Source organism: Streptomyces sp. P9-2 (assembly GCF_051903975.1).
Taxonomy (GTDB): Bacteria; Actinomycetota; Actinomycetes; order Streptomycetales; family Streptomycetaceae; genus Streptomyces; species Streptomyces cellulosae.
The window spans coordinates 4413724-4436744 of the sequence record NZ_CP192633.1; the positions used below are offsets into that span (position 1 = coordinate 4413724).

17 protein-coding genes are annotated in these 23021 nt (G+C 72.2%); 11 read left to right on the forward strand and 6 right to left on the reverse strand.

The features are described from left to right. Nucleotides 1-86: 86 nt before the first annotated feature. A complete protein-coding gene (locus tag ACQY0Z_RS20330; protein WP_439812618.1) occupies nt 87-914 on the reverse strand; it encodes an MOSC domain-containing protein in 828 nt (275 codons plus the stop codon). Nucleotides 915-974: 60 nt separating this feature from the next. Then, nucleotides 975-1412, reverse strand: a complete 438-nt coding sequence (locus ACQY0Z_RS20335) for a DUF6643 family protein (RefSeq protein ID WP_189905799.1) — start codon at nt 1410-1412, stop codon at nt 975-977. A gap of 306 nt (nt 1413-1718) precedes the next feature. Here ACQY0Z_RS20335 and ACQY0Z_RS20340 point away from each other — a divergent pair, with 306 nt between their 5' ends. Next, nucleotides 1719-2987: a TerD family protein gene (locus ACQY0Z_RS20340; RefSeq protein WP_189905800.1), complete on the forward strand. Its 1269-nt coding sequence runs from the start codon at nt 1719-1721 to the stop codon at nt 2985-2987. A 22-nt stretch (nt 2988-3009) separates the two neighbouring features. Here the strand turns inward: ACQY0Z_RS20340 and ACQY0Z_RS20345 are convergent, their stop codons facing one another. Then, on the reverse strand, nt 3010-4251 hold the full coding sequence (locus ACQY0Z_RS20345) for a glycosyltransferase (protein ID WP_439812619.1): 1242 nt from the start codon (nt 4249-4251) through the stop codon (nt 3010-3012). A 16-nt stretch (nt 4252-4267) separates the two neighbouring features. On the opposite strand from ACQY0Z_RS20345, the gene ACQY0Z_RS20350 reads away from it, so the two are divergent. Beyond that, nucleotides 4268-5062 carry an aspartate/glutamate racemase family protein gene (locus ACQY0Z_RS20350; RefSeq protein WP_189905804.1) on the forward strand — a complete coding sequence of 265 codons (795 nt, stop codon included), beginning with the start codon at nt 4268-4270 and terminating at the stop codon, nt 5060-5062. Nucleotides 5063-5111: 49 nt separating this feature from the next. Next, the gene (locus ACQY0Z_RS20355; RefSeq protein WP_254588651.1) at nt 5112-5654 is read left to right on the forward strand and encodes a hypothetical protein; all 543 of its coding nucleotides are present in this window, start codon (nt 5112-5114) and stop codon (nt 5652-5654) included. A 359-nt stretch (nt 5655-6013) separates the two neighbouring features. On the opposite strand, the gene ACQY0Z_RS20360 is transcribed toward ACQY0Z_RS20355, so the two are convergent. Continuing rightward, nucleotides 6014-7009, reverse strand: coding sequence for an O-antigen ligase family protein (locus ACQY0Z_RS20360; RefSeq protein WP_337662824.1), 996 nt, complete (start codon nt 7007-7009; stop codon nt 6014-6016). 320 nt (nt 7010-7329) lie between these two features. Between ACQY0Z_RS20360 and lnt the strand changes: the two genes are divergently transcribed. The 4 genes from lnt to ACQY0Z_RS20380 all read left to right on the forward strand — a co-directional run bounded on the left by lnt (nt 7330) and on the right by ACQY0Z_RS20380 (nt 12488). Continuing rightward, nucleotides 7330-8940: an apolipoprotein N-acyltransferase gene (gene lnt, locus ACQY0Z_RS20365; protein WP_439812620.1), complete on the forward strand. Its 1611-nt coding sequence runs from the start codon at nt 7330-7332 to the stop codon at nt 8938-8940. An 80-nt stretch (nt 8941-9020) separates the two neighbouring features. Next, a complete protein-coding gene (locus ACQY0Z_RS20370) occupies nt 9021-9521 on the forward strand; it encodes an NUDIX hydrolase (protein ID WP_189906959.1) in 501 nt (166 codons plus the stop codon). Between the two features lie 55 nt (nt 9522-9576). After that, nucleotides 9577-10377, forward strand: a complete 801-nt coding sequence (locus ACQY0Z_RS20375) for a 3-hydroxybutyrate dehydrogenase (RefSeq protein ID WP_189906957.1) — start codon at nt 9577-9579, stop codon at nt 10375-10377. Nucleotides 10378-10490: 113 nt separating this feature from the next. After that, nucleotides 10491-12488, forward strand: coding sequence for a helix-turn-helix domain-containing protein (locus ACQY0Z_RS20380; protein WP_381727337.1), 1998 nt, complete (start codon nt 10491-10493; stop codon nt 12486-12488). A 63-nt stretch (nt 12489-12551) separates the two neighbouring features. Here the strand turns inward: ACQY0Z_RS20380 and ACQY0Z_RS20385 are convergent, their stop codons facing one another. Further along, on the reverse strand, nt 12552-13943 hold the full coding sequence (locus tag ACQY0Z_RS20385; RefSeq protein WP_254586636.1) for an MFS transporter: 1392 nt from the start codon (nt 13941-13943) through the stop codon (nt 12552-12554). A gap of 666 nt (nt 13944-14609) precedes the next feature. On the opposite strand from ACQY0Z_RS20385, the gene ACQY0Z_RS20390 reads away from it, so the two are divergent. From ACQY0Z_RS20390 to ACQY0Z_RS20405, 4 genes are all read left to right on the forward strand, one after another. Continuing rightward, nucleotides 14610-15848, forward strand: a complete 1239-nt coding sequence (locus ACQY0Z_RS20390) for an IS256 family transposase (protein ID WP_254587239.1) — start codon at nt 14610-14612, stop codon at nt 15846-15848. 463 nt (nt 15849-16311) lie between these two features. Beyond that, on the forward strand, nt 16312-16524 hold the full coding sequence (locus ACQY0Z_RS20395; protein ID WP_439812621.1) for a hypothetical protein: 213 nt from the start codon (nt 16312-16314) through the stop codon (nt 16522-16524). After that, nucleotides 16524-17198 carry a restriction endonuclease gene (locus tag ACQY0Z_RS20400; protein ID WP_439812622.1) on the forward strand — a complete coding sequence of 225 codons (675 nt, stop codon included), beginning with the start codon at nt 16524-16526 and terminating at the stop codon, nt 17196-17198. Before ACQY0Z_RS20395 ends, ACQY0Z_RS20400 begins: the two co-directional genes overlap by 1 nt. Nucleotides 17199-17241: 43 nt before the next feature. After that, entirely contained in the window at nt 17242-17955 is a 714-nt protein-coding gene (locus tag ACQY0Z_RS20405; protein WP_016325588.1) for a restriction endonuclease, read from the forward strand. Between the two features lie 216 nt (nt 17956-18171). Here ACQY0Z_RS20405 and ACQY0Z_RS20410 read toward each other — a convergent pair whose 3' ends face one another. Next, on the reverse strand, nt 18172-22752 hold the full coding sequence (locus ACQY0Z_RS20410) for a sacsin N-terminal ATP-binding-like domain-containing protein (RefSeq protein ID WP_439812623.1): 4581 nt from the start codon (nt 22750-22752) through the stop codon (nt 18172-18174). Nucleotides 22753-23021 lie beyond the last annotated feature (269 nt).

The following is a 23021-nucleotide window of genomic DNA, read 5'->3' on the forward strand; positions in this document are numbered from 1 at the left end:
CCCACCGATCCCTCACGCTGCCCAACGCGCCGGAACGGTCCGGGGTTCCCGGGCCGCGCGACCGCGCTCGAAGGGCTGAGCGCGCGTCAGGCCACGACCTCCAGCGGATCGCCGACGCGGAGGGTGCCGGGGGAGACGGGCACCAGGTTCACGCCGAAGAGGAGCCGGCCGCCGACGGACCGGTGACGGCCCAGGGTGTGCAGCGGCTCGCGTCCGCGGCGGGCGGTGTCCTGGTCGGTGGTGGTGACCACGCACCGTCCGCTCGGCTTGGGCGCCCGGAACGTCATCTCGCCGACGGTGACACGCGTCCAGCCGTCCTCCTCCCACGCCTCGGTCCCCTCGACGACCACGTTGGGCCGGAAGCGGCTCATCGGCAGCGGGCCCTCGTGCGCGTGCTCGCCCCGCGCGATCAGGGAGTTGAGCCGGTCCAGGGAGGCGGTCGTGGTGAGCAGCAGCGGGTAGCCGTCGGCGAACGTGACCGTCTCGCCCGGCAGCGCGTACTCGGGGTCCACCGGGCGCCGCACGGCCGGGTCGTCGAGGTGCACCAGCCGCACCGGGGTGTCCAGGAAGTCGCTGCACCACGCGTGCACGGCGGCGTCCTCGGCGGGGACGACCTCCACCTTGTCGCCGAAGACGTCCGCCGCGACGGTCGCGCCGGGCGCCGGCACGGGCACGCTGACGGGATGTCGTCCGGGCGCGGACAGCACGACGCCGCCGCCGGGCAGCGGCTCGGCGACGGCGAGGGCCAGGCGCGGATGGCGGCGCTGCGTGACGACCTTTCCCCCGTCGTCGATCAGCGTCCAGCGCCGGTCACCGGCCGGACCCCAGCGCTCCACGGCGACCTCCCGGAGCGGCAGGCTCCGGAAGGCCTTGACCGGATGAACGTGGATCGAGCGCACGCGAGCGTTCCCCATGGGCTCATCGTGCCATCACCGGACGACGGCCCCGCGGCCCGCTCGGTGTGTTTCGGCCGCTCAGTACCCCCGGTACTGCTGGTTGTTGTACGGGTCCTGGTACGGCGCGGGCGCCGGCCGCGGGGCGGCCGCGGGACGCATCGCCTCGTACCCGGCGGGCTGCGGCTGACGCGGCGGCTGCGGCTGGGGGCCGGGATAGCCGCGCGGCGCGGTGGCCTGCTGCGGGATGTACGCCGTGTGCGCCTGCTGGAGCGGGGCGGGCTGCGGCGCGGCGGGCTGGGGGTAGCCGTAGGACGGCTGGGACGGTGCCGCCGGGAGGGCCGGCAACGCCGAGGGAAGCGCGGGCAGGTGACTGGCCGGCGCCTCGTACGCGGCGGGGACCCGGATCGGGGCGATCTGCGGGGTGCCCCGCTCGGCCACGAGCGAGTCGTAGATCGGGGTGTCCGGGAAGGCAGCGGAGGAGTAGCCGCCGCCATACATGGAGCGGGGGGAGGTCATGGCACATAAGTTAAGCCCACGATGTGCTGGTTGGGGAGACCGATAAGAGGGTTGTTTTCCGCGCCCTGGGTGACTGGCGATCCCCAATGTGAGCGAAATTATGGAAAACGGGCGTACCGTCGGGCGAATTTCGTGTAAAGGCCGAGTTCCGGGGCCGTTACCGGCGGTCGCAGGGGTGGCCGTCGTGTGGTTCCCGTCCGCGGGCGTGGGCGCCCCACGCGCGGGGGATTAGGTTGTGCGGACGCACACCGACGGATGCCGGGGCTCGCCCGGCGCGGCGACCTGTGATGGGGGCGGGACATGTCCATGCCGAAGGGATCGAACACACCGGTGCCGGCCACGGCACTCCGGGTCGACGTGGGCTGGCGTTCCGGCCCCGGCGTGCCCGACGCGGACGCCTCGGCGCTGCTGCTGGCCGGCGGCAAGGTCCGCTCCGACGGCGACTTCGTCTTCTACAACCAGCCCGCCCACGCCTCCGGCGCCGTGCGCCACGAGGGCAAGCGGCAGGACGGGGGCCACGTCACCGACACCCTGCTCGTCGACCTCACGCGCGTCGAGCCCGGCATCGAGACCGTCATCCTGGCCGCCTCCAGCGACGGCGGCGCCTTCGGGCAGGTCCCCGGCCTCTACATCGAGGTGAAGGACGCGGCGAACGGCGCCGTGGCCGCCCGCTTCGACAGCACCGGCGCCACCACCGAGACCGCCTTCGTGCTCGGCGAGTTCTACCGCCGCCAGGGCGCCTGGAAGTTCCGCGCCGTGGGACAGGGCTACAGCAGCGGGCTCGAGGGCCTCGCCACCGACTACGGCATCACCGTGGACGAACCGCAGCACGCCGCACCGCCCGCCGCGCCCGTGGCGCCCCCGGCCGCCCCGCCGGCCGCGCCTCCGGTCACCGTGCCGCAGCCGCCGCCCCCGCCCGTCGCACCCCCGGCGCCCGTCCAGCTCACCAAGGTGACGCTCACCAAGGCGGCGCCCTCCGTGTCGCTGACCAAGCAGGGCGGCACCTCGGGCTCCCTGCACGTCAACCTCAACTGGGAGGTGCGCAAGCAGTTCTCCGGCTGGGCCGCCAAGCTGGGCCGCCCGGTCGCCATGCACGCCGACCTCGACCTCGACCTGTGCGCCCTGTGGGAGCTCACCGACGGCAGGAAGGGCGTCGTCCAGGCCCTCGGCAACGCCTTCGGCTCGCTGCACCAGCCGCCGTTCATCCACCTCGACGGCGACGACCGCACCGGCGCCTCGGCGAGCGGCGAGAACCTCACCGTCAACCTCGACCACAAGCACCAGTTCCGGCGCATCCTCGTCTTCGTCACCATCTACGAGGGCGCCCGCTCCTTCGCCGACCTGCACGCGACGGTCACCCTCAGCCCGCAGCACGGCGCGCCCATCGACTTCTCCCTCGACGAGTGCACCGTCCCCTCCACGGTGTGCGCACTCGCGCTCATCACCAACAACGGCGGCGACCTGGTCGTCCAGCGCGAGGCCCGCTACCTCGTCCCCGAGCGCGGTGTCAGTCCGCAGCGCACCGTCGACCACGCCTACGGCTGGGGCATGAACTGGACGCCCGGCCGCAAGTGACGGACGGTCAGGCCCGCGTCCCTCAGGCCTCCTCCACGGCGGCCTCCGGGCGGGCGTAGGTGCGGCCCTTCCAGGCGGCGCCACGCCCGCGGCGGTGCTGCACCGCCGAGTCCACCGTCATCAGCAGATAGAGGAACGCGGTCACCGGCAGCAGCGGCGCGAGCCACAGCGGCTGCCGGTAGTACCGCAGCATCGGGACGTACGTCCCCGTCATCACCAGCCACGCCGCCCCGCCCAGCAGCGCGCACGGCACACTCCCGGCCGCCGCGCCCACGGCCACCGCGGCCGGCGGCACCAGGTACACCAGCGCCAGACCGGCGACCGTCCCCGCCAGCAGCAGCGGACTGTGCCGCAGTTGCGCGTACGCGCTCCGCGACACCATGCGCCACAGGTCGCCCAGCCGCGGATAGGGGCGCACGCTGTCCACGCCGTCCGCGAGGCCCAGCCAGATCCGCCCGCCGCTCCGCTTGACCGCGCGGGCCACGGCCACGTCGTCGATCACCGCGTGCCGCACGGCGTCCGGGATCCGCGCCCGCGCGGCGGCGTCGGCGCGCAGCAGCACGCAGCCGCCCGCCGCCGCGGCCGTCCGCGACCCCGGCCGGGAGATCCGTCGGAACGGGTAGAGCTGCGCGAAGAAGTACACGAACGCCGGCACGACCAGCCGCTCCCACACGCTCTCCACCCGCAGCCGCGCCATCTGCGACACCAGGTCGAACCCGCCGGTCCGCGCCGCCGTCACCAGCCGCCGCAGACTGTCCGGGGCGTGCGCGATGTCGGCGTCCGTCAGCAGCAGGTACTCCGGGTCCCGGGCGCGGGCCGCCTCCGTGCCGTGCCGCACCGCCCACAACTTGCCCGTCCACCCGGGCGGCGGTTCCCCGGGCGAGGCCACGGTCAGCGGGAGTCCGCCCCGCCGCCGCGCCAGCTCCCGGGCGAGGTCCCCGGTGCCGTCCGTGCTGCCGTCGTCGACCAGGAAAACCTCCGCCCGGCCCGGATAGTCCTGCGAGAGCAGCGACGGCAGGCTCGCGGGCAGCACCGCCGCCTCGTCCCGCGCGGGCACCACCACACACACGTGCGGCCACACATCGGGCCCCACATCCGGCCGCACATCAGGTTCGCGCGACGCCGGAAGCCGTACGTCCGTGCGCCAGAACCACCCCTGGAACAGCAGCAGCCACAGCCAGGCGGCGAGGGACACGGCGGCACTCCACACGACGGCGCTCACGTCCCGCAGTCTGCCCCACGGCACCGCCCCGCAGCGGCTCATCGTCTATCGTGGCCGGGTGAAGATCGCGCTCATGGACTCCGGAATCGGACTGCTGGCGGCCACCGCCGCGGTACGGCGACTGCGCCCCGACGCCGATCTGGTGCTCTCCCTCGACCCCGACGGCATGCCCTGGGGACCGAGGACGCCCGCCGACCTCACCCGGCGCGCCCTGGCCGTCGCCGAGGCGGCCGCCGTGCACCGGCCCGACGCCCTGATCGTCGGCTGCAACACGGCCACCGTGCACGCCCTCACCGCCCTGCGCTCCCGCCACGAGCCCGACCTGCCGGTAGTCGGCACCGTCCCCGCCATCAAACCGGCCGCGGCCGGCGGCGGCCCGCTCGCCATCTGGGCCACCCCCGCCACCACGGGCAGCCCCTACCAGAGCGACCTGATCAAGCGGTTCGCCGCGGACGTCACCGTCACCGAGGTGCCCTGCTGGGGACTGGCCGAGGCCGTGGAGCGCGCGGACGACGCCGCGATCGACGATGCCGTCGCCGCGGCCGCCGCGCTCACCCCGCACGACGTCACCACCGTGGTCCTCGGCTGCACCCACTACGAGCTGGTCGCCGACCGCATCCGCGCCGCCGTGCCCAGCCCCGGACCGCAGCCGCTCGCCCTGCACGGCTCCGCCGGCGCGGTGGCCGCCCAGGCCCTGCGGCGGCTCGGCGAGCAGCCCGCCCCCGACGCCCCCGCCACCGGCACGCTGACCGTGCTGCTCAGCGGACGCCCGGGCGCACTGCCCGAGGCCGCCCTCACCTATCCGGAGGGCGGACTCCTCCAGGCGGCCGTCCCCGCCCGGACGGCCCAGTAACGCCCCGCGACGCGGTACCGGCACAGCGGAACCTGAGTAACCTCGAGGCATGAGGGACCACCGCTCAGGCGAGCACGGCCCGTACTCCGAGGTCTGGACCGGTCGCGCGACCGCCCGCTTCCAGTGGCTGCTGGCGCTGATCGGTGCCGCCTGCATGGCGCTCGGCATCGGTCTGGCCGTCGACTCCGCGTGGACGTCCGGGGTCGCGCCGCTCGCCATGGCCGTCGTCGGCTGCATCGCGGCCGGCCTCCTGGTGCTGTTCGGCACCCTCGCCTTCGTACACGTCGCGCTGAAGGTCGACGCGGACCACCTCGAAGTGCGCTGCGGCCACATCGGCGTGCCGCGCCGCCGCATCCCGCTGTCCCACGTCGCCGGCGCCGACTTCGTCCCCCACGTCACGCCCCGCCACTGGGGCGGCTGGGGCTACCGCTGGCGCCCCGAGAAGGGCACGGCCGTCGTCGTCCGCCGCGGCGAGGGGCTCGTCCTCCGCCTCGCGGACGGTCACACCTTCACGGTGACGGTGGACGACGCGGAGGCGGCGGTCCGCGTGATCCGCGACCGGTTGCGGCTGGGGCGGACGGACAAGGTCTGAGCGGCGCGCTTCGGCGCGCGGCAGCCTTCGGACCGGCTGGGCGTGAGTCGCCCCCTGCGCTGGGACGCGGCGCTGGTCGTCGTACGCGCGTCCCGGGCAGCTCGTGGGGCGCTGCCACCCGGCGCTGCCAGCCGAGTGGCCCGCCGGGCGGCGGTCGGGGCCGGGGCACGCATCGGCTGTCAGCAGGCGCGGGCACGCATCACGCGGCGGGACGGTGTTCGCGGTCCGCGCGGGTGAGGTCGCAGTCCGGGGCGCATGCCCGGTCCCGGCACCACGGCAGCTGGGGCGCGGGACATGAGTCACGGGGGACACGTCGTCCCCGTACCGCTGCGGCTCGTGAGCGAGTCACGATCCGGACTTCACCGAACGGCCCCTCCCCGTACCTCCCCCGCGCGGCGCGCCGTGTCCAGGGCGTACGGCCGGGACGTGGCGAGGCCCGCCAGGTAGCCCGTGCCCACTGCTACCGCCGTGAAGCTGAGGGCGTTGCCCACCGTGGCGACCGTCGCCAGCGCCGTAAGAGCGACGGCCGCCGTCAGTACCAACGGTGTCGGGCGCGGGCTGCGCCACAGGGCGTACAGCAGCCAGCCGAACGCCGCCGCCAGCAGCAGCACCCCGACGACGCCCTGTTCCGCAGCGAGCTGGAGCGGAGCGGAGTGCGGCTTGCCGTCGGACATCGGCGACCCGAGCGACGCCGCGCTGAGCTCGCCGAAGCGCCCCGGTCCCACGCCCAGGCCCGCGTGCGTGCGGGCCAGGTCGAGCGCGTCGTGCCACAACGCCACCCGGTGCGGGGTGAGCCGCCCTTCCAGCGACGCGGCGAAACCTTCCGGCACCGCGCTCCCGGCGACGGCCCAGGTCAGCCCGGCCACCCCGGCGGTGATCACGCCCAGCCCGACGAGGGCGACGCCCCGGCGGCGTACCCGGCCGGCGGCCAGCGAGCCCGCCAGCACCACCGTCGCGGCCACGCACCCCGTGACCGAGCCCAGCACCGCCGCCGTCACCGCGATGCCCGCCGCGAGCAGCCGCATCGCCGACCGCACCGCGGGCCCGGAGGCCGCCCAGGCCGCGCAGCAGGCGGCGCCCGCCGACAGGATCACCACGGCGGTCGTCGCCCCGGCGTGCCCGAGCGGAGCGGTGATCTGCGGGCCCGGCGCCAGATGCGGCACCCAGGCCGTCAGCCCGATCCCGGCCAGCGCGCCCGCACAGGGCGCGGCCACCGGCAGCAGCGCCCCGCCGATGCGGCCCGCCGCGTACCCCGCGGCGACGGCCAGCACCGCGAGCAGCATCCCCTCCGGACGGCCGTCACGGGCCGCCGCGGTGATCAGCGGCCAGGCCGCGCACGCGCCCAGCACCACCACACCCGCCGCGTCCGGCCCCGTCCGTCTCTCGCCGTCCGCGTCCGCAGCGGCGGACGCCCTGTCCGTCGAACCTGAACCCACCCCGCACCCCGCCCACGTCGTGCCCCCGACCCCTGTGACGGTCCCCGCCCGCCGACCCCCCGTCGGGCCGCGCGGACAAGGCACCGGCACACGGTAACGGCTGGTGGCCCGTTTGGGGATGCCCGGTGACGGCCCGCGGGGAAACGATGCCGGACACCGGGGGCGGGGCGCCGTCCCGCCGCCCCGGCGCCGTACGACCGTGCCGTCCGGCCCCAGGTCACGCGCCGTAGACTCCCCGGGTGACCGTCACCGCAACCTCCGTCGGCGCGTCGGACCCCATGCCGCCGCGGACCACGCCCTCGGCCTGGCAGAAGTGGCGCGCGCGCCTCCTCCCGGCCGGCGCCGCCGCGCTCGCGGGCCTCCTCCTCTACGTCAGCTTCCCGCCGCGCACCCTGTGGTGGCTGGCCCTGCCCGCCTTCGCCGTCCTCGGCTGGGTGCTGCGCGGCCGGAGCTGGAAGGCGGGCCTGGGCCTCGGCTACCTCTTCGGCCTGGGCTTCCTGCTGCCGTTGCTGGTGTGGACCGGTGTGGAGGTCGGCCCCGGCCCGTGGCTGGCGCTGGTGGTGATCGAGGCGGTGTACGTCGCGCTGGTCGGCGCGGGCGTCACCCTGGTGTCGCGGCTGCCCGGGTGGCCGGTGTGGGCGGCGGCGCTGTGGATCGCCGGCGAGGCGGCACGCGCGCGCGTGCCGTTCAGCGGCTTCCCCTGGGGCAAGGTCGCCTTCGGTCAGGCGGACGGCGTGTTCCTTCCGCTCGCGGCGCTCGGCGGCACCCCGGTGCTCGGCTTCGCCGTGGTGCTGTGCGGCTTCGGCCTGTACGAGCTGGTGCGGCTCGCCGTGACGGCGCGGCGCACGGACGGCCTGCTCAAGGCCGCCGCGGTCGTCGGCGTACTGAGCGTCGCCGTGCCGGTGGCCGGGGCGTTCGCCGCGCGCACCCTGGTCGGCGACAAGGCCGAGAGCGGCACGGTCACCGTCGCGGTGATCCAGGGCAACGTGCCCCGCCTCGGCCTCGACTTCAACTCCCAGCGCCGGGCCGTCCTCGACTACCACGCGCGCGAGACGGAGCGGCTGGCCGCCGAGGTCGCGGCGGGCCGCGTCGAGCGGCCGGACATCGTGCTGTGGCCGGAGAACTCCTCCGACATCGACCCCTTCGCCAACGACGACGCGCGCGAGGTGGTCGACCGCGCCGCGAAGGCCGTCGGCGCGCCCATCTCGGTCGGCGCGGTGGTCTCCCGGGACGGGAAGCTGCTCAACGAGCAGATCCTCTGGGACCCGGTGAAGGGCCCCGTCGACGTGTACGACAAGCGGCAGATCCAGCCGTTCGGCGAGTACCTCCCGCTGCGCTCCCTGGTCGGCGCGATCAACGAGGAGTGGACCTCGATGGTCCGCCAGGACTTCAGCCGCGGCTCCGAGCCGGGCGTCTTCGACCGGGACGGAGCCGCCGTCGGCCTGGTCACCTGCTACGAGGCCGCCTTCGACTGGGCCGTGCGCGACACCGTCACCGACGGAGCCAAGATGATCTCCGTCCCGAGCAACAACGCGACCTTCGGACGCAGCGAGATGACCTACCAGCAGCTCGCCATGTCCCGGGTCCGCGCCGTCGAGCACAGCCGCGCGGTCACCGTGCCGGTCACCAGCGGCGTCAGCGCCGTCATCATGCCGGACGGGAAGATCACGCAGAAGACCGGCATGTTCGTGGCCGGCCACCTGGTGCAGGAGGTGCCGCTGCGCACCTCGCAGACCCCCGCGACCCGCCTCGGCACCCTCCCGGAGGGGCTCCTCGTCCTCCTCGCCGCTGGCGGCCTCGGCTGGGGCCTGACCGCCGCGGTACGCGCCCGGCGCAGCGGCGAGCAGTAGGGGCCGGAGGACCGGGGAACAGCAGGGGAACGCCCCTCGACGTGCCCGGATGCGCCACGGGCGCCGGTTAGGGTCGGGGCATGGCTACTCCTGACTTCATCCGCACCCTGCGCGCCTCGGCCGGCCACCAGCTGCTGTGGCTGCCAGGCGTCACGGCCCTCGTCTTCGACGACGAGGGCCGCGTGCTGCTCAACCGCCGGGCGGACACCCGCAAGTGGTCGGTGATCGGCGGCATCCCCGACCCGGGGGAGCAGCCCGCGGCCTGCGCGGTGCGGGAGGTCGAGGAGGAGACCGCCGTGCGCTGCGCGGTGGAGCGGGTGGTGCTGGTGCAGGCCCTGCAGCCGGTGACGTACGGCAACGGCGACATCTGTCAGTACATGGACATCACCTTCCGCTGCCGCGCGGTGGGCGGCGAGGCGCGGGTGAACGACGACGAGTCGCTGGACGTCGCCTGGTTCGCGGTGGACGCGCTGCCCGAGCTGCACGAGTTCGCGAGCTTCCGCATCAAGCAGGCCCTCACCGACGCACCCACTTGGTTCGAGCCCGCACCCACATGGCTCGACCCCACTGGAAACGGCTGAACTGTGGGGCGCGACCACATGGGTCGACCGGGGTGTGCTGCCTAGGGTCAACCCCATGACCGCGCCCAGTGCCCTCCCGGCTCCCCACGACACCCCCCTCGACCTCGGCGGCCGCACCGCGCTCGTCACCGGCGCCGCCGGCGGCATCGGCCGCGCCTGCGCGCTGCGTCTCGCGGCCGCCGGCGCGAAGGTCAGAGCTGTCGACCGGGACGCCGAAGGGCTGGAGGCGCTCGCTGCGGCGGCCGCGGAGCTGGGCGGCTCCGTCGAGCCGCACGTTGTGGACCTCACCGACCTGGACGCCGCCGAGGCCGCCGCCGCCGGGACGGACGTCCTGGTCAACAATGCGGGGCTCCAGCTGGTGCGGCCCATCGAGGAGTTCCCGCCGGACGTCTTCCACACGGTCCTCACCGTGATGCTGGAGGCCCCCTTCCGCCTCATCCGGGGTGCCCTGCCGCACATGTACGGGCAGGGCTGGGGCCGCGTCGTCAACATCTCCTCCGTGCACGGCCTGCGCGCCTCCGCCTACAAGTCCGCGTACGTGGCCGCCAAGCACGGCCTTGAGGGTCTGTCCAAGACCACCGCCCTGGAGGGCGCGCCCCACGGGGTCACCTCGAACTGTGTGAACCCCGGCTATGTGCGCACCGCACTGGTCGAGAAGCAGATCGCCGACCAGGCCCGCGCCCACGGCATCCCCGAGGAGCGCGTGGTGACCGAGGTGCTCCTCCAGGACAGCGCGGTCAAGCGTCTGATCGAACCGGAGGAGGTCGCCCAGGCGGTGGCCTACCTGTGCGGCCCCGCGGCGTCCTTCGTCACCGGCACCTCGCTGATCCTCGACGGCGGCTGGACCGCGCACTAGGACGGACGCGTCCGGACAGGCACGGACCTGACACCGACCGCGGCCGGCCGTCGGCCGGCGGAGTTTTCCACAGGGCTGACGGGGCGGCCGCCGGATGAGGAATCCTGAGACCCATGCCCCGCGATCATCTGCAGTCCGCCGAACGGTCCGCCTCCGCCGCCGGTGCGCCGGACCGGACCCGCGCCGACGCCGGCCGGCCCGCCGCCGACGGCGCCGAGGCGCCGTTCCTGGAACTGCTCGCCCGCGGCGCCCCCGCCGAGGCGTACGAGCAGCCGGTGCTGCTGGCCCGCGCCGAGGGCCGCCCCGCCGAGCGGGTCGCGGCCCTGGAGCGGGCCAAGCTGCTCGCCCTGCGCGTGCGCTCCGAGATAGAGGGGCGCCGCCGCAGGGAGGCGGAGCTGTCCGCCCTGTTCGAGACCGCGCACGACCTCGCCGGGCTGCGCGACCTGGACGCCGTCCTGCGCGCGATCGTGCAGCGCGCCCGCTCCCTGCTCGGCACCGACGTCGCCTACCTCAGCCTGAACGACCCGGAGCGCGGCGACACCTACATGCGGGTCACCGAGGGCTCGGTCGCGGCCCGCTTCCAGCAGCTCCGCCTCGGCATGGGCGAGGGCCTCGGCGGCCTCGTCGCCCAGACCGCCCGGCCGTACGTCACGGACGACTACTTCCGCGACGGCCGCTTCCAGCACACCCACTCCATCGACAGCGGGGTGCGCGACGAGGGGCTCGTCGCGATCCTCGGGGTGCCCCTGACGCTCGGGGACCATGTCATCGGGGTGCTGTTCGCCGCCGACCGCCGCTCCCGCGTGTTCGAGAGGGAGCAGATAGCCCTGCTCGGCTCCTTCGCCGCGCTCGCCGCGGCCGCCATCGACACGGCCAACCTGCTCGCCGAGACCCGCGAGGCGCTGAGCGGCCTGGAGCGGGCCAACGAGATCATCCAGGACCGCAGCGCCGTCATCGAGCGCGCCTCCGACGTGCACGACCGGCTCGCCGAGCTGGTCCTGCGCGGCGGCGGGGTGCACGACGTGGCCGCCGCCGTCTCCGAGGTGCTGGACGGCACCGTCGAGTTCACCGAGGCCCCGGCGGCGCCCGCCCGCGCCCTGGAATCCTCCCGCGCCGAGGGCCACGCCGTGCGGCACGGGGACGACTGGATCGCCGCGGTCGCCGCCGGGGACGAACTGCTCGGCGCGCTCGTGCTCCGCGGCCACCCGGGCCTCGACCCGGTCGACCAGCGCACCCTGGAGCGCGCCGCGATGGTCACCTCGCTGCTGCTTCTCGCACGCCGTTCCGCCGCCGAGGCCGAGCAGCGCGTCCGCGGGGAGCTGCTCGACGACCTGCTCGACGCCCGCGACCGCGACCCCCGTCTGCTGCGCGACCGGGCCACCCGGCTGCGCGCCGACCTCGACGCCACGCACGCGGTGCTGGCCGCCCGGCTGGAGGGCGGCACCGCCGACGCCGACCAGGAGGCCGACGCCCGCCGGCGCCTGTGGGCCGCCGCCTCCCACCTCGCCGCGACCCGGCACGGCCTGGCCGCCGCCCGTGACGGCGGCACGGTCCTGCTGCTGCCGCTGGCCCCCGGGGACACGGCCACCGACCTGGCCCGCCGCACCGCCCGCGAGCTGGGCACCGCCGTCCACGAACCGGTCACGGTCGGCGCGTCCGCCCCGGTCGGCCGGCTCCTCGCCGGCCCCGAGACGGTCGCCTCGGCGTACGCGGAGGCCCGGCGCTGCCTCGACACGCTGCGGCTGCTCGGCCGCGCGGGCGACGGCTCCGCCGCCGAGGACTTCGGCTTCCTCGGGCTGCTGCTCGCGGGGGAGCGGGACATCGCCGGCTTCGTCGACCGCACCATCGGCCGGGTCGTGGCGTACGACGAGCGGCGCGGGACCGAGCTGCTGCGCACGCTGGACGCCTACTTCGCGTGCGGGATGAGCCCGGCCCGCACCAAGGACGAGCTGCACGTCCACGTCAACACGGTGGCGCAGCGCCTCGACCGGGTCGGCCGGCTCCTGGGTGACGACTGGCAGAGCCCGGAGCGCGCCCTGGAGATACAGCTGGCCCTGCGCCTGCACCGCTTGTCCGGCGTCACGCAGCCGCCGTCTTCCGCACAGCACTGACCCCCGCGCCGCCCAAGGGGCGGACACGGGGGCCGGGCCTGTGCGAGCGGGTGCGGGCGGGGATCAGAGGGCGCGCGCGTCCTCGGTCTTGTCGACCGAGACGGGGGTGCGCGCCCCCTCCTCCGTCTCCGGGGAGACCTCGGTGAGGTCCCGGTGCCGGGTCTCCTTGGCCGCCAGGATCGCGACGACCGTCAGGAGGCTCGCGGCGATGACGTAGAGGGCGATCGGGGTGGAGGTGCCGTAGCTCGACAGCAGCGCGGTGGCGATCAGCGGGGCGGGGGCGCCGGCCGCGACGGAGGCGAACTGGGCGCCGATGGAGGCGCCGGAGTAGCGCATCCGGGTCGCGAACATCTCGGAGAAGAAGGCCGCCTGCGGCGCGTACATCGCCCCGTGCATGACGAGACCCACGGTCACCGCGAGCAGCAGGGCGCCGAAGCCCCCGGTGTCGATGAGCGCGAAGAACGGGAACATCCACAGGCCCACGCCGACCGCGCCGATGAGATACACGGGCCGACGGCCCCACCGGTCGGACAGGGCGCCCCAGGCGGGGATGACGGCGAAGTGCAGCGCGGAGGCGATGAGGACGGCGTTGAGGGCGGTCTGCTTGGACACCCCGGCCGAGGTGGTGGCGTACACCAGGATGAACGCGGTGATCACGTAGTAGCTGATGTTCTCCGCCATCCGCGCGCCCATCGCCACCAGGACGTCACGCCAGTGGTGCTTGAGCACGGCGACGAGCGGCATGCGCTCGGCGGGCGCGTCCGCCTTGCGCTCCTCGGCACGCTTCAGCGCCTCCTTGAACACCGGCGACTCGTCGACGGAGAGCCGGATCCACAGACCGACGATCACCAGCACACCGGACAGCAGGAACGGGATCCGCCAGCCCCAGGCGCCGAACGCCGACTCCGAGAGCACGGCGGTCAGCAGCGCCAGCACACCGGTCGCCAGCAACTGCCCGGCCGGCGCGCCGGTCTGCGGCCACGACGCCCAGAACCCGCGCCGGCGCGCGTCACCGTGCTCCGACACCAGCAGCACGGCGCCGCCCCACTCACCGCCGAGCGCGAAGCCCTGCACAAGGCGCAGCGCGGTCAGCAGGATCGGCGCCATGCTGCCGATGGTGGCGTGCGTGGGGAGCAGACCGATGGCGAAGGTCGCGGTGCCCATCATCAGCAGGCTCAGCACCAGCAGCTTCTTGCGCCCGAGCCGGTCGCCGTAGTGGCCGAACACCAGCGCGCCGATCGGCCGCGCGGCGAACCCGACGGCGTACGTCAGGAAGGACAGCAGCGTGCCGACCAGCGGATCGGACTCCGGGAAGAACAGCTCGTTGAAGACCAGCGCGGCGGCCGACCCGTAGAGGAAGAAGTCGTACCACTCGATGGTGGTGCCGATGAGGCTGGCGGCGACGATGCGCTTGAGGTTCACGGGTGGTGGGGGAGCGGTGGTTCCGGAGGCCATGTGCGCCACTTCCTCGTGTGCGGTGGGGACGGGTACGTGTCGGCACACGGTAGAAACATGCAGGTCAGGCGCACATGTGGTGGGGCAACATAGTTCGAGCTTTGCCTATGCGTGCGGCCACCATGCCGGCTCACGGAAGGGCGGTTCAGGGGCTCGAAGATGGTCGAAACGAGTGCTGTCCAGGACGCACGGTTCGGGGTGATTTGACGGTGCGGTGCTGACTCCCGTGCTGGTTTGGTGCTGACTAAAAGCCCACGTCATCACCCGTGTTCACCCCTCCCGTGCTGACTTGGTGCTGACTACGCTCCGTTGAACTCGGACATCTTGGGGCTGATCGGCTCAGGGCCGTTGCGCGGTAGGCGACCTGACTGAGAGGCCGACCCGGCTTTGCCGCTCGGCTCTGCGGGCAAGGACAAGACCGCCGACAGCGTTGCGCCTGCGCGTGGTACGCGTTCGGCGCAGCAGATTCTTCGTCTGCTGGTGGTACACGGCTCAGATGCGGTTTGACCAGCGAAAACAGCTCTGATCGGTTGCGTCCTGGGAAGTGGTGTACGGGCTCCCACCTGATCCGGGCGTTTGGTCCGGCGTCGGAGTGAGGGCACGGATATGAGAACGGCCACCGGCTGATCTTTCAAGACGACCAAGTCTTTGAAGGAGATCAGCACGATGACCGCACCCGACAGTCTGCCCCTGCACGCCCTCGCGGAGGACAATCTCGCCTCGGCGAGTCCGGACCTGCTGCGCGCGATGGTCAAGACGTTCGCCGATGCCCTCATGTCGGCGGAGGCCGACGCCCTCTGCAACGCCGAATACGGACAGGTCAGCGACGAGAGGGTCAACCACCGCAACGGCTATCGCCCGCGCGAGTGGGACACCCGCGCCGGGACCGTCGAACTCGCCGTTCCCAAGCTGAGGCAGGGCAGCTACTTCCCGCACTGGCTCCTCGAACGACGCCGCCGGGCCGAACAGGCCCTCATCTCTGTGGTCGCCACTGCCTACCTGCTCGGCGTCTCCACCCGCAGAGTCGAGAAACTCGCCGAGTCCCTGGGCGTCACCCAGCTGTCGAAGTCCCAGGTCAGCGCGATGGCCAAACACCTGGACGAGCAGGTCGCCGCCTTCCGCAACCGTCCCCTGGACGCCGGCCCGTACTCGTTCGTCTGGGTCGACGCCCTGACGCAGAAGGTCCGCGAGGGCGGCCGGATCATCAACGTCCACGCGCTGATCGCGGTCGGCGTCAACGCCGACGGCCACCGCGAGATCCTCGGCATCGACGTCGCCACCGCCGAGGACGGCGCCGGCTGGCTCGCCTTCCTGCGTTCCCTGATCGCCCGCGGCCTGTCCGGCGTCCAGCTCGTCATCTCCGACGCCCACGCCGGCCTGGTCGACGCCATCGGCGCGGTCCTGCCGGGCGCCGCCTGGCAGCGCTGCCGCACCCACTACGCCCGCAATCTGCTGACCCAGGTCCCGAAGTCGGCCCAGCCCTGGGTGGCCACGCTGCTGCGGACGGTCTTCGAACAGCCCGACACCGAAGCGGTCCAAGCACAGATGACCCACGTCCTGGACGCGCTGGAGGCCAAGTTCCCCAAGGCCGCTGCCCACTTGGACGCCGCCCAGCACGACCTGCTCGCCTTCACGGCCTTCCCGCGGGAGATCTGGCGGCAGATCTGGTCGAACAACCCGCAGGAGCGGCTGAACAAGGAGATCCGCCGCCGCACCGACGTGGTCGGCATCTTCCCCGACCGCACCGCCGTTATCCGGCTCGTCGGAGCGGTCCTGGCCGAGCAGAACGACGAGTGGACCGAAGCCCGCCGCTACATGGGCCGCGAGCTCCTCGCCAAGGCCCGCCTCCACCCGATCGAGTCAGAAACCGACGACACCGCCCTGCCCACCGAACTCACCGCATAGCCTCAGACCGAGATCACCGAGTGGCCGTCGATACACCACTCCAGCGGACGTGACCGTGACGCCCCCGGGTCATGGTCGCAGAACCACGGTTCGAAGGGGCGGCGCCGGCGCACTATGGCTGTGAGTGCGCTTCCGCTGCTTTTCGCCATTCGTCGGCAGAGCTCCGCTTGGCGTGACCGGGGCTGTTTCCGCAGGTGAGAGACGGATGGTCACGCGCCGCGTGAGGGCTGGCGGAAAGGGCCATGGTGAACCGCTTGGGAGCTGAGAGGGGCATTCGCCCAGCTGAGCTGCCTCAGGCTCGCTGTCCCGTGAATTGGCCTGACGGTGTGGGCCCTCCTGGCCTGATGGCGACTCGACCGGGGCGTAGCGCCGTGATGACCCATCAGCTGCTGTCAGTGCCCACTGCTACACCCTTTTGTTGGGATGAGCCGCGCTCCGCGGCCCACCGACGGGAGGGGGAAACATGTCGAAGGTGCCGGACGGCTTCCACCGGGTACGCGGACACATCCGTCGCAATCCGAAGCCCAGGAGCGCTAAGCGCATGAGCGGTTGGATGATTGCCGGCTCACTGGCTGGCGTGTGGCTGTGGGGGCAGGTGTTCGGGTTCAGTGAGTCCACCGCCACGACATCGCCGACGGATCCGAAGCCGGCGGCCAGCGCGACGGCCGACCGCTGATGGGACGGATACGTCTGCGGCGCCCTCGCGGTGCCGCGGAGTTGGTCGCAGCGGCTGTGGTCGCCCTGGCTGTGCTCGTCCTGGTGGCGCGGACGGCGGCCACGGCGGTCGGCACCCTGAAGGCGGCCTGGCCTGCCCTGCTGGCTCTCGCCCTGCTCACGGGAGTCGGCGCGGCGTGGCGGATCAGGCAGGCGACCACGATGCGGCGTCGGGAGAAGGAGCGGCTGGCCACTCTGTGGATCACGCTCGCGGAGTTCGACGCCATGGACGACCGTCGCTTCGAGTACGCCCTGCGGGATCTGCTGGTCCGCGACGGCTGGCCGGCCCGCAGAGTGGGTGGCGGCGGCGACCAGGCCGCCGACGTCATCGGTGACCATCCGCAGCGCGGCCGGATCGTGGTGCAGGCCAAGCACACCCGCGTCGGCGGGAAGGTGGGCTCAGCTGTGATGTACGCGGTGAAGGGGACGGCCGGGCCGGTCCACAAAGCCGATCACGCTGTCGTCGTCACCAACGGAGCCTTCACCCGCGATGCCATGGCGTGGGGCGACCGGCACGGCGTCCACTGGATCGACCGGGCAAAGCTACGGCGCTGGGCCGAGGACGGTGCCGCTCTGCACGAGCTCCTCGGATTGTCCGCGCGCTACCGCCCGAGCCGATTCAGGCGTGCGGCATGACTGGCAAAGAGCGTGATCGCTGCCCAAGACGTCTGGAGGTGTGGTGTTCGACGAGGACGGGTCGCTCGACCCGCTGCTGAAGTTCCTGCTGTATGCGGTCATCGCGCTGGCCGTCGGAAAGATGCTCTGGGAGTGGCTCACCGAGGACTTCGGCCAGTGGATCACCGTAGATTTGTGGGGTCTGATAGCCGATCACCCGTGGTGGACCGGGCTCTTCGTGGTCGGCGGACTGCCCATGCTGCTCCTGCTCGGCAAAATCCTGTCATTCCTGTTCGGCGCCAACACCTACGCCAACGCGGACGACACGTTCGCCGCTCCCTCTGGCGATGCGATCGAATCGGACGCGCTGACCTTCAAGATGAAGCAGCTTTCGTCGATGAGCGCGACGGGTTTCGAGCAGGCGTGCACTGATCTCCTGGCCCGTGACGGATTCCAGCGTCCCAAGCGGGTCGGAGGCGCCGGTGACCTCGGCGTGGACATCACTGCCCGCGATGACGAAGACCGCCTCCTGATCGTGCAGTGCAAGCAGTATCAGAGCCCAGTCGGGTCAGGCCACGTGCAGAAGTTCAACGGGACAGCCCGACCGCACCACGGAGCCGACCTCCCGATCATGATCGCGCTCAACGGCTTCACACAGCCGGCGATCGACTTCGCCCAGCATCACCAGCTCATCCTTATGGGGCGCCCGGAATTGAAACGATGGGCCCACGGCGAGCACCTCTACGACGTCCTCGGTATCCAAAGCACGACACAGTGACGCCAGCGCACACCGAGCTGAGTCCGTCCCCGGAGATCCCGCCTAGTGGCCGGTGGTCCCGTTTCGGGCTCAGTCCGGAGTTTGCCTCACCATCGGCGGCCCCGTAGGGGGGCCGTCACCACGCCGTTGACGTCGGTGTAGGCCCACAGGCCGATGTTGCGATCCTCGGCCGCATGCCAGGCTCCGGCCTCGCCTCTCCCTGGGCCGACGTTGCCGTCAGTCCGCCTGTTCGAAGGGAATCTGAAGGCTCCGGCATCCTCGGACACCGGTGAGCGTGACCACTCCGCTGGGGCGGGCCGACAGCTTTCGCAGCGGGTCCAGAACGATCCGCACTGTCGTGGGTACGCCTGTTCCGCGCTGCAGCCCGGACACTACGACGAGAAAGAAGTTGTCCTCGGTGGTGGCCCGTTCGTACTCGTGTGGGGTCAGGGAGACGGAATCCTCCTCCGCCCCCAGGAACGACTTCACCTCGTAGAAGCGATTCAACTCGTCCACCGAGTCCGCCCCGACGCCGCGCTGGGCCCGCAGGTCCCGCAGTTCCTCGGAGTCCCGTGCCAGAGCTGCCCGTACAAGGGCCAGGGCGGCGTCTTCCTGGTCTTGCGGGGTGAACATTTTCACTCCGCTCCGCTGCTGGGGGACCGCTGAACTAGAGCTTGGGCGGGAGAGCGAGGGACGGCCTGAGCTGCCGGAGGAGCCGGATCCTGAGGCGTCGGATCGGGACCGATCGTTCTGAGGGACGATCGCAGAGTCCGTGAACACCGGGCGTAGCTCGGTGGGGTCGACGAGGTGTCGTTCTTTGAGCTGCGCCGGGGCGTAAGCAGCCCGGCGGACTTGGGCGTCGGCGGGGCGCTTTCCGGACCTGGCGTCGCCAGCCGTCCTGGCCCGCGCGTTGGTGTGGCGTTCGTGGACCTCATCGCGGAAGGCGGCCAGCCGCTGTTCCTCTTCCGCGTCGGCGGCTTCGTTGAGGGCGCTGATGCGGTCCTCCGACCGGGTGATGTCGATCGCGGACAGACCGGCCTCGGCGCGTTCCCAGGCTGCGACCCATGCGCACGCCACTTCACGCCGTCGGGCGCGGAAGCGGCCTGCGAGAGTCCGGCCGGCGTGGGAGAAACGTGCGAGCGCCGAGGTAGATCGGACGTACATGACGCCCTGTCCCGTGTCGATCGCTGTTTCGACGGGGAATTGGACCAGAGTGGCCTGCCCGGGCAGCGTGACCGTGCACGTCAGGCCGGGTTCGACGCAGACGAGGAGACCGGCCAGCTCTTCCCAGCTACCGGCGAGTTCGCGCGCCGTGCCGGGATCGTTGCGCTGGAGATCCTCGCGGAGGTGGGCCACGGCCGCCACGAGGCGGGCCGTGGCGTGTGGGTCAGGGAGGGGGCGCCCGCTCACGTGCGGGGCGGTATCGGCGGGGCCGACGACGGTGACGCCGAGCCGGTGGATGAGCCCACGGAAGTGCTCCATCTCTGCCCCGGGGCGCCACACTGCGGCGTCGCTCCCGCTTTCGGTAAGCGCGGCGCCCAGCAAGGCGGCGACCGCCTCGTCCGCCGCGGCGTACACAGGACGACGGCTCGTCCAGCCGCGGCTCGTCCACAGCGGCAGCCGCCGAAGCGGGCTGCCCTTCAGCGCCTCCGGATTGCTGGATGCCAGGTCCTCAAGGAATTGCAGGCTCTGGAGTAGGACTGTCTGGGTCTCCGCGTCCGGTTCCCTCCGCTTGGCCTCGGTACCGGACGGCACGAGTTCCCGGATGACGGCGATCGCGTCGTCTGCGCTGGGCTCCGGCACTCCCAGCATTTGCCACAGCACCTCCCCGCCGATGAAGTGCGGAGCGAAGGCACGGAGCCGGCCGAACAGCGGTGTGCCGCGCAGGCACGCGCTTGGAGTCTTCCAGCCCGCGTCGGTGAGGACGAGTCCGTCACCTTGGGCGAAGGCACGTCGGAGGTCGTCGCGGGACAGGTCGCCGGCAGGGGCACGGGAGGGAACGGTCTTGGCAGCCAGGGCGCGGTAGAGCAGCAGGGCACCGGATGCGTCGCGGCTTCCGCCTTCCCGTTCCGCCTCTCGCAGCCGGCGCAGCCGGCCCACGATGTCGGCGGTGGTGGGTTCGCCGCCGATGCCGAGGGCCTTGAGCACGTCTACGCGACGGCCGACGGCGGCCTGGATCTCCGGGTGCAGGAGCCCCTCCGCCTCCGCGCCGTACACCACTGCGGTCGCCTCGGTCCGTCGGCGCAGGACCGAAGGCGCCGTGGGGTTCCCGCTCTCGCTGTCGAGCCACGGGATCTCCTTCAGGCGCCAGAGCCAGAACCCAGGAACCGTGTCCACGAAATTCCACGAGCGGTAGGCATAGGCGGCCTTGACCGACTCGTGTTCCGAGTACCGCTTGGCCCAGGCCCTGCCGAGCACATGGATGAGGGCGATGGCCCGCTGACATCGCACCGTTCCATCCGCCTCGTCGGCGATCGCGTGTGCCACGGCGTCGAGATCGGGCGTTTCCCGGTCGTTCAGGGTGTACTCGGCGCCGAGCGCATGCATCTTCGCGATCCGGCTCTCCGGCGAGCCCGGCGCGTGAACGGGCACTTCCCGGCGGTTGAGCCGCTCTTCACGGTGGCGGTGCAGTTGGATCCGGGGTGCCGTGTCGGCTCCCAGCAGCCGGAGGAAGCTGAGAGGGCTCATCCCAGCGCCGGTCCCGCGCAGAACGTCGCTGTAGCGGCGGCGCAGCCAGGTGAGGCCAGGGGTGTTCCTGGCGGCGTGGGCGAAGCTCTCGGTGCGGTCGACGCGGTCGATGCCCGCTGGCAGGTACGACTTTGCAGGAGACTCCCACACCTCGTGCCGGCTGCCGTCGGACGCATATCTGTGGGCTTGGAGCGCGACGGCCAGGCCCACGTCGCCGCCGAGCCGGGAGCGGTCGGGAGCGTCGAGCCGGGCGAAGGCGTCCTGGAGGTCGCGCAGCTGCTCGTCGGTGAGCTGCAGGGTTGGGGCGTTCATGCCGACCTTGCCGTAGCTCGCCAGACGCCGCAGGGCGGTGAGCTCGTCCCCGTCAGTCAGCAGAGCATCGCGTTTGGCCAGCCACTTTCGTACGCAGGTGGGAGAAGGAGAGTCGGCAAGGAAGGCCGGATGTAGGACGTGGGCGAAGCCGAGACTCTCCGCGAGGCTGCCCGGACGGTCGGCGAAGATCCGCAATTCCCCGGATTCGGGGGGCCGGTGTCGGGTGCCCCTCTCGTCTGCCAGCCAGGCGAAGGAGGACAGACGGTGGTCTGCCCACCCGGATGCCACCCCCACGGCGGCCAGCTCGATGGCGTTTTCCAGGGAGCGGCCCTCGTCCCCCAAGAGCTCCAGGGCGTCCCACACGTCGACCGACACCGGCTTGGCTGCACCGTGGTCTGACCAGTCCTTCAGGACTTGGCGGTAGCGTCCTGCCGAATCCCGTGCGGCGTATGGAAGGGCTGGGTGCTCGGTCAGCCGCTCGATCTCAGCCTCGGTCAGGACGCCGGTGAGTTCAGCGGCTTCAACGGCCAGGTCCTCCAGCGCCTGTGGTCCCTGAGTGGAAACGTCGATTCGCAAACACGCAGAGACCTGTAGACGGGCTCGCTCCAGGAGTGCCGCTTCCAGTGCGCCGACGACCTCGTCCTGCCCTTGCCGACTTGTCTTCTGTGGCAGAGGCACCATAGGCCAGGACGACGCTGGGGCGAGCCGGAACTGCTCGGTTACCGCTGCCCCCCACAGATCTGCCAAGCGCGGAACGAGCGCCTTGTTCCAGGCAGTCGCCTGGAGTCCTTGCCGGCTCGGAGTGGGGTCGAAAGCGGCGTGTACGCGGACGGGGAGAGCGAGAGGGGCCACGGGGAGCCGGACGTGGACGTGCCCGGATCGGGCTTCGCTGACGGGCGCGGCGGTGCCCGCAGGTTCCAACGGAAGGGCCACGGCCAGGGGAGTGGTGTCCCCGACGGCCTTCGCCGCAGGTTCGAGGCCCGGCGGTGACGCCACGACGGCATGGCAGACCCGCCAGCACAGGCCAACGGGATCGCGCACGTCCGCCACCTCTACCGACACGCTCTGCCCCGCGACTTCGGCTTTGAACCGCTCGGCGGCCTCTCGCCGCAGCGCAAGTCGCCGCATAGTCCGGCCGTGGGCGTCGAGAAGGACCACTGCGGCGACATGACGCAGGAAGAGCAGCGCATCGTTTCCCCAGGAGGCCAGCCAGTCGTCCACGTCGGATGTGGTGAGCGGCTCCTCGGTGAGCGGGACACGGAAGACCGTCCATTCGTCGCCGCCCAGCGCAGGGGGAAGAACACGCGCTGGAGCCAGGCTCAGACCAGATTCGCCGATCCGTAGACGGTAGTGTCCGCTGTGCACCTCGATCGTCGACGAGAGGTGGAAGAGCGTCATGAGACCGATGCCGAAACGCCCGATGGCCTCCGCGTCCTCGGCTTTGCTCGTCAGCGACGGCATCGACAGCGGAATGACGTCCGTCAACAGGACCGGTCTGCCATTGTGGGCCACCAGCAGGGTTGCCTCACGTACCTGAATCCGTACCTCGGTCGCTCCGAGGTCCTCCGCATTCTGCACGACCTCAGACAGTCCCTGCAGACGATCCGTGGACACCCCTTTCGCTGCGCGTCGGGCCCCGATCGCCAAGTCCTGCATCACACCTGTTTCGGTGGGCAGCTCAGCGAAGCGCTCGATGGCTGCACGGACCGCTTCCGGCGTCGCTGGCTCGGGCACGACCCGCCCGGGCGCGCACGTCTTTTTGAACAGCCGCTCCGCCCACTCGGCGGCTTCTTCCTCCTTGGCCGTCCACCTTGCCATGACTCTTCCCCCGCCCGCTGTCGTTCCTGCCCCGGCCATAATTCTCTCCTCCGGCCGACGTACCGGAGCCGCTGTCCAGAACAAGCCGAAGCTGGCGTTTCGACCCATCCCCGGACGGCCGAACTTCGGCACAGCCCACCAGGCTCTGGTGGGGATCCTGGGCGGATGGCCGAGCGTGGGGGAGGATGCACATGGAGTTCCGTCTGGTCGCCGCGCCAAGCGACACAGCGTGCTCGTGGCCTGCTAACTCGAGTGAACGCCGTCGCCTC